This is a genomic window from Gemmiger sp. An50, assembly GCF_002161595.1.
Lineage (GTDB): Bacteria > Bacillota > Clostridia > Oscillospirales > Ruminococcaceae > Allofournierella.
The window spans coordinates 95,145-109,534 of sequence record NZ_NFID01000014.1 but is presented as its reverse complement, the minus strand read 5'-3'; the positions used below and the strand labels follow the sequence as shown (position 1 = coordinate 109,534).

At 61.6% G+C, this 14,390-nt stretch carries 8 protein-coding genes; 6 read left to right on the top strand and 2 right to left on the bottom strand.

Annotated features, from left to right (window positions below):
- The first annotated feature begins 351 nt into the window (after nucleotides 1–351).
- On the top strand, nucleotides 352–1,209 hold the full coding sequence (locus tag B5G03_RS12520) for a metallophosphoesterase (RefSeq protein ID WP_087182029.1): 858 nt from the start codon (nucleotides 352–354) through the stop codon (nucleotides 1,207–1,209).
- A gap of 72 nt (nucleotides 1,210–1,281) precedes the next feature.
- Here B5G03_RS12520 and B5G03_RS12515 read toward each other — a convergent pair whose 3' ends face one another.
- Together B5G03_RS12515 and glgB are read right to left on the bottom strand one after the other, a co-directional pair.
- A complete protein-coding gene (locus tag B5G03_RS12515; RefSeq protein WP_087182028.1) occupies nucleotides 1,282–2,133 on the bottom strand; it encodes a DegV family protein in 852 nt (283 codons plus the stop codon).
- A gap of 112 nt (nucleotides 2,134–2,245) precedes the next feature.
- Entirely contained in the window at nucleotides 2,246–4,063 is a 1,818-nt protein-coding gene (gene glgB, locus B5G03_RS12510; protein ID WP_087182027.1) for a 1,4-alpha-glucan branching protein GlgB, read from the bottom strand.
- 304 nt (nucleotides 4,064–4,367) lie between these two features.
- Here glgB and B5G03_RS12505 point away from each other — a divergent pair, with 304 nt between their 5' ends.
- From B5G03_RS12505 to B5G03_RS12485, 5 genes are all read left to right on the top strand, one after another.
- Nucleotides 4,368–6,383, top strand: coding sequence for a glycoside hydrolase family 25 protein (locus B5G03_RS12505; protein ID WP_087182026.1), 2,016 nt, complete (start codon nucleotides 4,368–4,370; stop codon nucleotides 6,381–6,383).
- A 107-nt stretch (nucleotides 6,384–6,490) separates the two neighbouring features.
- Nucleotides 6,491–8,224: an ABC transporter ATP-binding protein gene (locus tag B5G03_RS12500; protein ID WP_087182025.1), complete on the top strand. Its 1,734-nt coding sequence runs from the start codon at nucleotides 6,491–6,493 to the stop codon at nucleotides 8,222–8,224.
- On the top strand, nucleotides 8,221–10,032 hold the full coding sequence (locus B5G03_RS12495) for an ABC transporter ATP-binding protein (RefSeq protein WP_087182024.1): 1,812 nt from the start codon (nucleotides 8,221–8,223) through the stop codon (nucleotides 10,030–10,032). The genes B5G03_RS12500 and B5G03_RS12495 overlap by 4 nt, the downstream gene beginning before the upstream one ends.
- 199 nt (nucleotides 10,033–10,231) lie before the next feature.
- A complete protein-coding gene (locus tag B5G03_RS12490) occupies nucleotides 10,232–11,596 on the top strand; it encodes a sodium-dependent transporter (RefSeq protein WP_087182023.1) in 1,365 nt (454 codons plus the stop codon).
- A 174-nt stretch (nucleotides 11,597–11,770) separates the two neighbouring features.
- On the top strand, nucleotides 11,771–14,389 hold the full coding sequence (locus tag B5G03_RS12485) for a cation-translocating P-type ATPase (protein ID WP_087182022.1): 2,619 nt from the start codon (nucleotides 11,771–11,773) through the stop codon (nucleotides 14,387–14,389).
- Nucleotide 14,390: the final 1 nt, after the last annotated feature.

Genomic DNA, 14,390 nt, shown 5'->3' with positions numbered 1-14,390 from the left:
TCAAGCGGTCAAGACGGCGGCCTCTCACGCCGCAAACGGGAGTTCGATTCTCCCACGGGTCACCACGTCGGAATGGACTACATTCCATTCAAAAAGCCCAGCCATTCGGCTGGGCTTTTCTCATACCATTCCGTCATTCCTCCTTATCCCCACAAAACTTTGCGTGGCAAACTTTTGCGAGGGCCCCGCTGCCGGAGGCCGACGGACACCCCGGCAGGACGAACGACATTTCATTTAAAAGCTCGGCTATTTGCTGGGACTTTCCTCAAATCATTCACGATTTTCTCTCAGGCAAGAACCATAAGAGGTGACGCAATTGTGGTGAGGCCTGCTTATATATAAAATAAATCAATGAAACAGAAACAAATAAAAAGAAAACGGCGCTGGGCTTGGGTGCTGTTCTGGATCGTGCTTGCCGCCCTGCTGACGGGACTATATGCCCGCTTTGTGGAACCGAATCTGCTGGTGGTACGAAGGCTTTCCTTCCAGGCAGAGGGAATCACAGCCGATTGCCGCGTCGTCTTTTTTACCGATACCCATTTTGGTGAGGACAAGCCGGTTGATTCGGCGAAACAGCTGGCGGAGCGTATCAACCGGCTGGAACCGGATCTGGTGATCTTTGGCGGCGACTTGCTGGACAACTACGCCCGTGACCGGGAACAGATGGACCTGGAGCTGCTGCGGGAACAGCTGAGCGGCATCAATGCCCCGGACGGAAAATACGCGGTCTGGGGCAATCACGACTGGGGTGGCGGCGCAGCGCGCATCTATCAGGAGTTTATGGAATCCTGCGGCTTTCAGGTGCTGAAAAATGAGAGCCTGCTTCTGGAGAAATATCAGATTCAGATCTTGGGTTATGATGATTATCTGACCGGCGATCTGGAAGGTCAGTTGCCCTACTTTGCGGAAGGCGTGTTTCCGCTGCTTGTGGCTCATGAGCCCTATACAGCCGAGCTGCTTTTCAATCTGCCGGAGCAGGCGCTGATGCTGTCCGGTCATACCCATGGCGGGCAGGTTGGAATTCCATGGATCGCGCGGCAGATTCTCCCTCCGGGCTCCGGCGGATTTGTGCGCGGGATGTATGCGCTGGATGAGACCGAAGAATCCGCCCGGGTCTATGTGAGCAGCGGCATCGGGACCACACGGCTTCCACTTCGGCTGCTGTCGCCGCCGGAGATCGTGTGCATCGATCTGAAGAAGCCGGCATAACAGAAAAAGAAGACCTCTGTGTTGACGAATCAACGCAGAGGTCTTTTTTACTTTACGAAGTTAATTCACAATTCAATCTTCGCCCTTTGCAAAATAGGCGATGCCGGCCGCGCCGGGGCCGGCGTGGGTACCGATCACCGGCCCGATGTGGAATACTTCGGCGGCAGGAAGATGCAGATTGCCGATCAGATACTTCTGAATGGGTTCTACGGTGCGGTGATGGGCGGTGTAGCCCACCAGATACCGCTTGTCCGGGTCCAGTCCGCCGTCCTGATCCAGCAGCTTGAAGAGAGCAACGTATGCGCCGGGCATACCTCTGGCCTTGCCCACCAGGCCCACATGGCCGTCCTTCATGCCAACCACCGGCTTGATGCCCAGCACGGCGCCCGCAAAGGCTTCCGCGCCAGTCAGCCGTCCGCCCTTGCGGAAATATTTCAGGTCATCCACCACGGCCAGCAGCCGGACCTTGTGCTTTTCCTCTTCCAGAATGCTCACGATCTCGCCCGCAGAACGGCCCTCGTCCCGCAGCTCCACCGCCAGACGAACCAGCAGCTGATTGCCCAGCGTGGCGCTGAGACCGTCGATCAGATAGATCTTGTCGTAATCCACCAGGGATGCGGCGATCTGGGCGGATTGATAAGTACCGGAGATCTTGCCGGAAAGAAGGATCGCGATCAGCTCGTCGCCCGCGTCCCGGGCATCGTTGAAGGTCTTCTCAAAGGCTTCCGGGCTGGGCTGGCTGGTACTGGGCAGCTTGTGGCATTCGCTGAGCCGCTCGTAAAACTCTTCGGGCGGAAGATCCAGTCCGTCCCGATAGGTGTCGCCGTTCTCAAAGGTTACCTGCAGGGGAACGACCTCCACCTGCATGCGTTGGGCCAGTGCCGTCGGCAAATCGGCAGTGGAGTCGGTTAGGATGCGCAGCATAAGAACGTACCTCCCAAGTTATGATAAGGGCAATCAGCCTGCCCCAAGAATTCCTGTTGCCTTCATTGTAGCGGGAAAGGAAAGGGCTGTCAATCCGGTGGAGCGCAGCGGCTCACAGCCGGTACAGACTGCCGCTCAAGGCGGGCAGGTCCAGGCGCAGGGTGTGACTCTTGCCCAACACGCCGCCCGGCGCTGCCCAGCATTCTGCGGCGGGGCAGCAGTCCCCGCCATACTGCGGCGCAGCGGTGCAGAGAACCAGCCGAGCATGGCAGGCATTGTCGAAATACAACGGGTATTGATCGTGCGTTTTATCCTGCGTGTTGAGCACGATCAGGAAGGTGGAGCCGTCCGCACTGGTGCGGGTGAAGGCGAACACGCCGTCTTGCACCGCTTCGCAGGTGACCCACTGGAAGCGGCCGCTGTGATATTCGCCGCTGTACAGTGCGGGCTCCTGCAGATACAGCCGGTTCAGGTCTTTTGCCAGCCGCAGGAACGCCTGGTGCATGGGGTACTCCAGCAGGCACCAGTCCATGGCGCGGCTCTCGTCCCATTCCCGGAAGTGGGCAAGCTCGGTGCCCATGAAGCTGAGTTTTTTGCCGGGATGCAGCATGAAATAAAATTGCAGAAGCCGGGCCTGAGCGAATTTCTCTTCGTAGTTGCCCCACATCTTGTCGATCAGGGTGCGCTTGCCATGGACAACCTCGTCGTGAGACAATGCCAAAAGGTATAATTCGTTGTAAAAATACTCCATGGAGAAAGTGATGGTGTGATAGAGACCGGGGCGCTGGTCGAAGGGGGCGGAAAAATAGCGGAGTGTGTCGTTCATCCAGCCCATGTCCCATTTGTAGTCGAAGCCGAGGCCCTCGTACTGCACCGGGGCGGTGACCTTCAGGTAGTTGGTGCTGTCCTCTGCGGCCAGGATCACGCCGGGGAAGCGCTGGTGCAGGCCCTGGTTCATGGTCTGCAAAAAGTTTACCGCACCCTGGTTCACGCCCCGGGCGTCGTCCCCTTGCCAGTAGAGCGCCCGGCTCACCGCGTCCATGCGCAGGCCGTCGCAGTGATAGGCCTCCAGCCAGAAGGCGGCGGCACTGTTCAAGAAGCTGCGCACCTCACCCCGGTACAGATTGAAATTATAGCTGCCCCACTCGCTCAGTCCAACGTCGCTGTCGTATTCATAAAGGTGGCCGCCGTCCAGCCGGGCCAGAGCGTCCCCGTTGCAGGCAAAATGCACCGGCACGAAGTCCATCAGCACACCGATGCCCGCCTGGTGGCAGGCATCCACAAAGGCAGCGAATTCCTCCGGTGTGCCGTAGCGGCTGGTCACGCTGAAATAGCCGGTGCACTGGTAGCCCCAGCTGCCGTCGAAGGGATGCTCCGCCAGCGGCAGCAGCTCGATGAAATTGTAGCCCTGCTCCCGCAGCCAGGGGATCAGCGCCCCGGCCAATTGGCGATAGGTATACCACCGGCCGTCTGGGTGACGCTTCCAGCTGCCTGCATGCAGTTCGTAGATGTTCAGCGGCTGGTCGTAACGGGCGCTGCGGCCGGCGATCCAGGCATCGTCCTTGAATTTGTGGGCAGGCATGCCCCACAGCACGCTGGCGCTGCCGGGGCGCAGCTCGGTGTAAAAGCCGTAGGGGTCGGTGTGCAGTGCCCAGCCGCCGTCCTGCTTTTGAATGTTGTATTTATAGAACTGGCCGCGGTGCGCCTTCGGCACATAGCCGCTCCACACGCCGGCGGCGTCCCGGGTGAGGTCCTGGCCGGACCAGCCGTTGAAATCGCCGCAGACTTGGACCCGCCGCGCCCCGGGCGCCCAAAGGCGGAACAGCCAGGCCTCGGGGCCCTGGTCCGGCGCCGGGTGCGCACCCAGCATGTGATGGGCGTCGAAGCACAGGCCGGTGTGGAATTCGGTGGGAAGCATGGGAAGATCCATGGGGAAAACTCCTTTGTTTCAATGGGGATGCAGAATACAGATTTGGTTTCCCTTTCATCTTACAACATGCGGGGCAAAAATTCCAGTGGAGGGTTAAAGGAAGCGGGAATTAGTAGAGTAAAGAGGAAAAAGATAACAAGAACCTGCGATGGGATTCGTGCAAACTTCTGAAAAAGGGGAAAGAACCGGGAAAGGCTGTTTCCCCATGAGGAAAATATGATATACTTATACATGATTATAGCCTTTTTCGCTGCAATACGAGAAAGTTGATCGATAAAACAGAAAGAGAAAGGAAGCTCGTCCTATGAACAAACGGGATCTTTCCCGCTATTTTTCGGGCAGTAAGTTTTCCCGCATGCCGCTGGGCAAGGCTCTGGTGGCGTTAAGTTGCGCGCTGGCTGTTACCGTGAGCTGTGGCGCGGGCATCGCGTTCACTGCGGTGAATGCGGCCAACAACAGCTCGTCGGTACCGGTGAGTGTGGTGCAGGTGGTGTCCAGCCAGGCTCAAAGCCAGCCGGAGGCCACTGCCACTCCGGAACCCACCCCGGCCCCGATCCAGCTGGAGATCGAAGCCACCGCCGTGCAGCAGAGCGTGGGCGTTACCGTGATGGACGCCGACAGCGGCCTGCCGGTGCTGGGGCAGGATTTTGAGGTGCAGCTGACCCCGAAGTCCGGCAAGGCAAGCACCTATACGGTGGACCCGGAAACCGGTACGCTGCTCATCAAGCAGGTGAATATCGGCGAGTACATCGTTTCGGTGGCCGAACGGGAGGGCTTTGTGACTCCCGAGCCGGTGACCCTGGCGGTGAAGGAGAAGGTCCAGTACAAGGCCGACGTGGAAGCGGTCAAGGATCAGATTAAGCAGTCCAATGAGGTCAACGAGGCCGAGGAAGATAATGGCAACACCAGCCACGCGGGCGCAGGCACCGGAAGCGGCAAGGACCCCACTCTGCCCGAGCCGACCGCAGTTCCCACTCCGGAGCCCTCCGGCAATGATTACGATTACAACGAGTCCTCGTCCGAGGAGCGCAAGACCACGGTTTATATCCCGGAGGTGACCGCGCAGAACGGCCGGAACTACCTGAAATACGCGGATGGCAGCATCAGCCCCTACTATGTGAGCAAGACTGCCACCTCGGAGGACGGCACCGAGTTCCTGGTAGAGGCCACTCTGGACGCGGGCATGGTTTCCACGCCCACGCCCGAGCCCACCGCAGAACCCACTCCGGCTCCCACCGCAGCGCCTACTCCGGCACCTACCGAGGTTCCGGAAGCCACGGAAGCTCCGGCCGGCAATTCCGCTTCGCTGCAGACGGCGGCGGGCGGCGCGCTGGGACTGGATCTGGGCGCATGGGCCCGGGGCGGCCTGCTGGCAGCCGGTGCTGCCGACGGTGTGAGCACCCTGTCGCTGGAGCCCACCCTGCGGTTCTATGACGAGAACGCCATGCAGGGCATCGCCCATGAGGGCTTTGCCATGACGGCGGTGGAAAAGGTGATCGTGACCCTGTATTCCGGCTGGTATCCCAGCACCTCGGACAAGCAGGCCTACTACGATCCCAGCACCCACCAGAAGGTGACCGGCAGCAAGGTGATCGCGGGCACTACATATACCTTTGATGAAAACGGCGCCCTCGTGAAGGAGGAGACCGGCGGCAGCGAAAGCGGCGGCAGTGAAAACACCGGAGACGGCGGCAGCGGCAGCAGCGGCGGCGGTACCAACTGGGTGAAGGGCGTGGATGTGTCCAAGTATCAGGGCAACATCGACTGGAACCAGGTAAAGGCCTCCGGCATCGAGTTTGCCATCATCCGCGTGGGTTACCGCGGCTACGGCACAGGCGTTCTGGTTGAAGACTCCACCTTCCGTCAGAACATCAAGGGCGCCACTGCGGCGGGTCTGAAGGTCGGCCTGTACTTCTACAGCCAGGCCATCAATGAGACCGAAGCTGTGGAGGAGGCCAGCATGGTGATCAGCCTGTGCCAGGGCTACAACATCAGCTACCCCATCTACTTCGATACCGAGAAGGTGGCGGGCGACACCGGCCGGGCCGACAACATAAGCCGTGCCCAGCGCACCGCCAACGCGGTGGCCTTCTGCGAGACCATCCGCAACTCCGGCTACAAGGCGGGCGTTTACAGCTATTCCAGCTGGTTCTACAATCAGCTGAACATGGCCAGCCTCTCGCCCTACAGCATCTGGATCGCTCAGTATCGGGATGAGCTGTCCTTCGATTACAATTACGATATCTGGCAGTACACCAGCACCGGTTCGGTGCCCGGTATCCCCAAACCCACCGATATGAACGTGAGCAAGCTGGGCTGATCGCCCAGGAACCCGAATCCCCCCCTGGGCGGTTCCGGCGCGGCCGGAATGACCCCCAGGGGGCCGTTTTGTTCCCCATCCAATTTGCCAAAAAGGAGGAGCTGCGAATGGAACAGCTGAAGCGCGTTTTCGCGCATCTGGGCCGCTACAAAAAAGAATTCATTCTGGCAGTGCTGTTTGTGGTGCTGGAAACCGGCCTGGAAATGTTCATCCCGGTGATCATGGCCGACACCATCGACGTGGGCGTGGCCAACCGGGATGTGAATTACATCCTCATCAAGGGCGTGCAGATGGGAGTGTGCGCCCTGCTCTCGCTGGTGACCGGCATGCTCTATGCCCGTTACATGGCCCGGGCAGCCTGTGGCTTCGGCGCGATTCTGCGCCAGGAGCAGTACCAGAAGATCCAGGAATATTCTTTTTCCGATCTGGACCGGTTCGAGACCTCATCGCTGATCACCCGCATGACCACCGACATCACGGTGCTGCAAAATGCGGTGAGCGGCGGGCTGCGGCCCATGGTGCGCGGTCCCTCCATGCTGATCATGGGCGTGGGCCTGGCCTTTTTCATGAACGCCCGGCTGAGTCTGATTTTTCTGTGCTGCGTGCCGGTTCTGGCGGCGGTGCTGGCCTTCATCGTATATAAAGTGGCTCCCATGTATGGCCGCCTGCAGGTGGCTATGGATCGGGTGAACGTGATCGTGGAGGAGAACCTGACCGCTATCCGCGCGGTGAAGGCCTTCGTGCGGGGCGAGTATGAGGAGGAGAAGTTCGAGCGGGTGAACAGCGGCCTGATGCAGACCAGCCAGCGCACCTTCCACTATGCGGTGATGAACCTGCCCGCTTTCCAGTTCACCATGTACGCGGCGGTGACGCTGCTGCTCTGGTTCGGCGGCAATATGGTCATCGCGGGCGGCATGCAGGTGGGCAAGCTCACCGGTTTTCTGAGCTATGTGCTGCAGATCATGAACTCGCTGATGATGATCTCCAACGTGTTTCTGATGCTCACCCGTTCGCTGGCCAGCGCGTCCCGTGTGATGGAGGTGCTGGACCATGCCCCCAGCCTGACCGACGGGGCCGAGGCCCGGGACAAGATCGCCGACGGCAGCGTGGAATTCTGCCATGTGGACTTCAAATACAGTGCTACGGCTCAGGAGAACGTGCTGGAGGACATCTGCCTGCGCATCCCGGCGGGGCAGACCCTGGGCATTCTGGGTGGCACCGGCTCGGCCAAGACCTCGCTGGTGCAGCTGATCCCCCGCCTGTACGACGTCACCGGCGGCTGCGTCAAGGTGGGCGGCCGGGATGTGCGAGAATACCGGCTGGAGGCCCTGCGGGACGCGGTGGGCATCGTGCTGCAAAAAAATGTGCTGTTCAGCGGCACCATTCGGGAAAATCTTTTGTGGGGCAACGAGCAGGCCAGCGACGAGGAGCTGGACTGGGCCTGCCGCACCGCCTGCGCCGATGAATTTTTGAGCCGGATGCCCAAAGGTCTGGACACCGAGCTGGGCCAGGGCGGCGTGAATGTGTCCGGCGGCCAAAAGCAGCGCCTGTGCATCGCCCGCACTCTGCTCAAGCGGCCCAAGGTGCTGATTTTTGACGACTCCACCAGCGCGGTGGACACCGCCACCGAGGCCCGCATCCGGGCGGGGCTGGCGGCGCTGAAGGATACCACCAAGATCATCATTGCCCAGCGGGTGACCTCGGTGATGGAGGCGGATCAGATCCTGGTGCTGGAGGACGGCCGGGTCAACGGCATCGGCACCCATGCCCAGCTGCTGGCGGAAAACGCCATCTACCGGGAGATCTATGAATCCCAGATGAAAGGGGGCGGCGAGGAATGAGCAAACGGCAGTTTACAGCCCGGCGGCCCAATGACCTGGGCCATACCCTGAAGGTGCTGTTGGCCTACATGGGCCACCATAAGCTGATCATGGCGCTGGTGGCGGTGCTGGTGAGCCTGAGCGCCGCCGCCAACCTGCTGGGTACCTTCATGCTCAAACCCCTGGTGAACCGCTACATCCTGCCCGCCAATACAAACGGCCTGCTGGCGGCGGTGGGCATCGTGGCGGCCATCTATGCGGTGGGCGTGGTGTCCGCCTTCGGCTATACCCAGCTGATGGTGAAGGCGGCCCAGAAGATCGTGTATGAGATCCGGCGGGACCTGTTCGGCCATGTGCAGACCCTGCCGCTGCGTTACTTTGATACCCGCAGCCACGGCGACATCATGAGCCGCTTCACCAACGACGTGGACACCATTGCCGACGCGCTGAACAACAGCTTTGCCATGGTGATCCAGAGCTTTATCCAGATCGTGGGCACCCTGACGCTGCTGTTCGTGCTGAACTGGCAGCTCTCGCTGGTGGTGGTGCTGGGCTATATTGCCATGTTCGCCACCGTGCGCTACAGCGGCCAGCGCAGCAAGCGGTATTTCCAGAGCCAGCAGCAGGTGCTGGGCAAGCTGAACGGCACCATTGAGGAGATGATCGGCGGCCAGAAGGTGATCAAGGTGTTCAACCATGAGCGCCGGAATGTGGAGGCCTTCTGTGCCCAGAACGAGGCGCTGCGCCAGGCGGCCACCAATGCCCAGGGCTACGCGGCCACCATGGTGCCCACCGTGGTGAGCATCTCCTATGTGAACTACGCCATTGTGGCGGTGCTGGGTGGCCTGATGGCCATTCACGGCATGACCGACGTGGGCAGCCTGACCAGCTATCTGGTGTTCGTGCGCCAGGCGGCCATGCCCATCAACCAGTTCACCCAGCAGTCCAACTTCCTGCTGGCGGCGCTGGCGGGCGCGGAACGCATCTTCAACGCCATGGAGGAAACCCCGGAGGTGGATAAGGGCAGTGTGGAGCTGACCGGCACCCAGGGAGCCTGGGTCTGGAAGGATAAGGCCAACGGCAATCAGACCCCGCTGCGGGGCGATGTGCGCTTTGAGCATGTGAGCTTTGGCTACGAGAGCTCCCGTCTGATTCTGAAGGATATCAGCCTTTATGCAAAGCCCGGCCAGAAGATCGCCTTTGTGGGCTCCACCGGCGCGGGCAAGACCACGGTAACCAACCTGATCAACCGGTTCTACGACGTGACCGACGGGCGCATCACCTACGACGGCATCGATGTGCGCCGCATCCAGAAGCCGGACCTGCGCCGGTCGCTGGCGGTGGTGCTGCAGGACACCCACCTGTTCACCGGCACCATTGCGGACAACATCCGCTTCGGCAAGCTGGATGCCACCGACGAGGAGGTGGTGGCTGCGGCCAAGCTGGCCAATGCCCATTCCTTCATTCGCCGTCTGCCCAAGGGCTACGATACCCCGGTCACCGGCGACGGCAAGAACCTTTCCCAGGGCCAGCGGCAGCTGCTGGCCATCGCCCGGGCGGCCATCGCGGACCCGCCGGTGCTGATTCTGGATGAAGCCACCAGCAGCATCGACACCCGCACCGAGGCCCTGATCGAAAAGGGCATGGACCGGCTGATGGAGGGCCGCACCGTGTTTGTGATCGCCCACCGCCTGTCCACCGTGCGCAACGCGGATGCCATTATCGTGCTGGAGCAGGGGCAGATCGTGGAGCGGGGCAGTCATCAGGAGCTGCTGGACCAGAAGGGCGAATATTATCAGCTGTATCACGGCATGTTTGAGCTGAGCTGAGATGAAACGCGCGCCGTGCCTGCTTTGGGCCTTTGCCCGGGCAGGCGCGGCGATTTTTGTTTGTCACAAAAAGTCACAAAATGCGGCTTACGGCTTGTAGTCACTGTACTGTGAATGTATAATAAAGAAGTACTGCGGCAAAGTGCTTGCGGAGCGAGACGCCCGGTGCGGATCAACGAACGGCGAGAGGACGAGAATTATGCAACGTGAAAAATTCGGTTCCCGGCTGGGCTTTCTGCTGCTCAGTGCCGGATGCGCCATCGGCATCGGCAACGTGTGGCGCTTCCCCTATGTGGTCGGCCAGAACGGCGGCGGCCTGTTTGTGCTGCTGTACGTGTTTTTCCTGGCAGTGGTGGGCATTCCCGTGCTGACCATGGAATTTGCCATCGGCCGGGCCAGCCGCAAAAGCTGCATCAAGGCTTATCAGGAGCTGGAGCCCAAGGGGTCCAAGTGGCACTGGCACGGCATCTTTGCCATGCTGGGCAACTATGTGCTCATGGCCTTTTATACCACCGTGGCGGGCTGGATGCTCTATTACTTCTACCGGTTCCTCATCGGTGAGATGAGCGGGCTGGACAAGGCCGGCATTGACAGCGCCTTCTCCGGCATGCTCACCCAGCCGGTGACCATGACTGTGTGGATGCTCATCATTGTGGTGCTGGGCTTTGTGATCTGCTCCTTCGGCTTGCAGAAGGGCGTGGAGCGCATCACCAAATGGATGATGGTGGCCCTGCTGGTCATCATGGTGGTGCTGGCGGTGAACAGCCTGTTCCTGCCCGGTGCCTCCGAGGGCATCCGCTTTTATCTGGTGCCGGATCTGAGCAAGGTGCAGGAGACCGGCATTCTGGGTACCATCACCGCCGCCATGAACCAGAGCTTCTTCACTTTGAGCCTGGGCATCGGCGCCATGCTGATCTTCGGCAGCTATCTGGGCCGGGAGCGGCGGCTGTTGGGCGAGTCCATCAACATTGCCATTCTGGACACCTTCGTGGCCTTTGTGTCCGGTCTGATCATCTTCCCGGCCTGCTTTGCCTACGACGTTCCCGTGGACAGCGGTCCCCCGCTGATCTTCATGACCCTGCCTAACGTGTTCAACTCCATGGCCGCGGGCCGTGTGTGGGGAACCCTGTTCTTTTTGTTCATGAGCTTTGCTTCCTTCTCCACCATCGTGGCGGTGTTCGAGAACATTCTGGCCTGCACCATCGACCTTTCCGGCTGGAGCCGCAAAAAGGCCGCGCTGGTGAACGGCATCATCGTGGCCATCATCTCCATGCCCTGCATTTTGGGCTACAATGTGTGGAGCGGCTTCGTGCCCTTTGAGGCCGGCACCGCGGTGCTGGATCTGGAGGACTACCTGGTCAGCAACATCCTGCTGCCCGGCGGCTCGCTGGTCTACCTGCTGTTCTGCGTCAGCCGCATTGGCTGGGGCTTCAAGAACTACCAGGAGGAGGCCAACCAGGGCGTGGGCCCCAAGGTACCCAATTGGGTGCGCGGCTACGTGACCTTCGTGCTGCCCATCCTGGTGGGTGTGCTGCTCATCCAGAGCATTCTGCGCATTAAATAAGTTTTGCATTTCGCCGCCCCGGTGTTCCGGGGCGGTTTTCTTTTGTTTGGCTTATATACAAATGGTATAAACTTGATTAAATATATCGAAAACAGGTGCTTTTTCCCATTCATGCCCCGCTTTTTTTCCGCATACACTGAAAGGAACCGGTTGCGGAAAAAGGAGGACGAGGGAATGGAATGGTATCAGCTGGAGATCGAGGCCGCGCTGGGGCGGGCGAAAAGCAGCCGCCAGGGGCTCAGCGGGGCAGAAGCCGCCCGCCGTCTGACCGAGTGCGGCCCCAACCGCCTGGCCGAACAAAAGCAGGCGGGGCTGTTCCAGCGGTTTTTGCAGCAGATGGCCGACCCCATGATCGTGGTGCTGCTGGCTGCGGCGGCGGTGTCCGGCGGGGCGGCGGCAGTGGCGGGAGAGAGCTTCGCGGATGTGTTTATCATCCTGGCAGTGGTGGTCATCAACGGGGTGCTGGGTGTTTACCAGGAGCACAAGGCCGAGCAGGCCATCCAGGCGCTGCAGAAGCTTACGGCGGCCCACAGCCGGGTGCTGCGGGGCGGTCGTTCGCTGGAGGTGGCCAGCGAGGAGCTGGTGCCGGGGGATGTGGTATTGCTGGAAGCGGGAGACGCGGTCCCGGCGGACGGGCGGCTCGTGGAATGCGTGAGCCTGCGCACCGAGGAAGCCGCTCTCACCGGCGAGAGTCTGCCGGTGGAAAAGAACACCCGCCCGGCGGGGGCGAACACCCCGCTGGCCGAGCGCCGGTGTATGGCTTACCTGGGCAGCACGGTGCGGTATGGCCGGGGGAAGCTGCTGGTCACCGCCACCGGCATGAACACCGAGATGGGCCGCATTGCCGGAGCCTTGGCCGAGACTGCCCAGGGCAAAACGCCCCTGCAGCAGACGCTGGCGGGCCTGAGCCGGACATTGAGCGCGCTGGTGCTGGCCATCTGTGTGTTTCTGTTCGGGTTCAGTTTGTGGCGCAGCGGCAGCGTGGATCTGCCCGTGGTGCTGGATACCTTCTTAGTGGCGGTGAGTCTGGCGGTGGCCGCAGTGCCCGAGGGACTGGCCGCGGTGGTGACCATCGTGCTTTCGGTGGGGGTGACTCGCATGAGCCGCCAGGGGGCGGTGATCCGGCGGCTGACTGCGGTGGAGGCGCTGGGCTGCGCCCAGGTGATCTGCACCGACAAGACCGGCACCCTCACCCAGAACCGAATGGAGGTGCAGAGCTGTCATGGGCAGCAGAAGCCGCTGGTCACCGCCCTGGCCCTCTGCACCGACGCGGAGCTTCTGCCGGACGGCACGGCACAGGGTGAGGCCACCGAGTGCGCGCTGGTGGAATACGCTGCCCGTCTGGGACTGCGCAAGGCGGCGCTGGCAGCGGCCCAGCCCCGGGTGGCCGAGCTGCCCTTCGACAGCGAGCGCAAGTGCATGAGCACCTTTCACAAGCAGGGGAGCGGGATTATTCAGTACACCAAGGGCGCGCCGGACGTTCTGCTGCAAAAATGCACCCATTGGATGCAGGACGGCCAGCCCCGTCCCCTGACCCAAGCGGACCGCAGCCGTATTTTAGCCGAAAACCGGCGGATGGCGGCGCAGGCACTGCGGGTGCTGGCGGCGGCCTGCCGAAGTTGGGAAAAGCTGCCCGCGCCCTTAACGCCCGCCGCAGCGGAAAACCAGCTGGTGTTTCTGGGCTTGGTGGGCATGCTGGACCCGGTGCGGCCCCAGGTGCCGGGGGCGATGCGGACCTGTCGGTCGGCGGGCATCCGCACCGTGATGATCACCGGCGACCACCCGGACACCGCCGCCGCCATCGGCCGCACCCTGGGGCTGGTGAGCAGCGCGAGTCAGGTGGTCACCGGCGCGGCGCTGGATACCATGAGCGACGAGGAGCTGCGGCGCAGAGCGCCGGAGTTTTCGGTGTACGCCCGGGTGCAGCCCCAGCACAAGGCGCGCATCGTTCGGGCCTGGCAGCAGCGGGGCTGCGTGACCGCCATGACCGGCGACGGGGTGAACGACGCCCCGGCCGTGAAGGCGGCGGACATCGGCGTGGGTATGGGCGTCACCGGCACCGACGTGACCAAGAACGTGGCTGATATGGTGCTGGCGGACGACAACTTCGCCACCATCGCCGCGGCGGTGGCCGAGGGGCGGCGCATCTACGAAAACATCCGCAAGGCCATCCAGTTTTTGCTGGCCTCCAACATGAGCGAGGTGGCCAGCATCTTTCTGGCAACGCTGCTGGGCATCCGGCTGCTGGAGCCGGTGCATCTGCTCTGGATCAACCTGATCACCGACTGCTTCCCCGCGCTGGCGCTGGGCATGGAGCAGGCGGAGCCGGGCAGCATGCATCGGCCGCCCCGGCCCCGGGGGCAGGGCATCTTCGCCGGGGGCCTGGGTGTGGATGTGCTGTGGCAGGGGGCGCTGGTCACGGCGCTCACGCTGGGGGCCTATTTCGCGGGCGCACGTCTGGAGACTGGGTTCTGGCAGGCGGCGCAAAGCCAGCTGGGGGTGACCATGGCTTTTCTTACCATGAGCATGGCCGAGATATTCCACAGCTTCAACCTGCGCAGCCGGCGGGGCAGCATCTTCGCCCAGCAGGGGGAAAACCCTTATCTCTGGGCAGCGCTGGCGGGCAGTCTCGCCCTCACCACCGGGGTGCTGTTCTGGCCCCCGGCGGCTGCCGCCTTCGGCTTTGCGACCCTGAATCTGGGCCAGTACGGTCTGAGCCTGGCGCTGGCTCTGGCGGTGATTCCGGCGGTGGAAGTGGTCAAGTGGATTCTGGGCGGCGAAAAACAGGGTTGAC

What these genes read in the sequence shown, in the direction of transcription:
- B5G03_RS12485 (WP_087182022.1), top strand. Translation starts at nt 11,771, where the DNA reads ATGGAATGGTATCAGCTGGAGATCGAGGCCGCGCTGGGGCGGGCGAAA.
- B5G03_RS12490 (WP_087182023.1), top strand. Translation starts at nt 10,232, where the DNA reads ATGCAACGTGAAAAATTCGGTTCCCGGCTGGGCTTTCTGCTGCTCAGT.
- B5G03_RS12505 (WP_087182026.1), top strand. Translation starts at nt 4,368, where the DNA reads ATGAACAAACGGGATCTTTCCCGCTATTTTTCGGGCAGTAAGTTTTCC.
- B5G03_RS12495 (WP_087182024.1), top strand. Translation starts at nt 8,221, where the DNA reads ATGAGCAAACGGCAGTTTACAGCCCGGCGGCCCAATGACCTGGGCCAT.
- B5G03_RS12500 (WP_087182025.1), top strand. Translation starts at nt 6,491, where the DNA reads ATGGAACAGCTGAAGCGCGTTTTCGCGCATCTGGGCCGCTACAAAAAA.
- B5G03_RS12520 (WP_087182029.1), top strand. Translation starts at nt 352, where the DNA reads ATGAAACAGAAACAAATAAAAAGAAAACGGCGCTGGGCTTGGGTGCTG.
- glgB (WP_087182027.1), bottom strand. Translation starts at nt 4,063, where the DNA reads ATGGATCTTCCCATGCTTCCCACCGAATTCCACACCGGCCTGTGCTTC.
- B5G03_RS12515 (WP_087182028.1), bottom strand. Translation starts at nt 2,133, where the DNA reads ATGCTGCGCATCCTAACCGACTCCACTGCCGATTTGCCGACGGCACTG.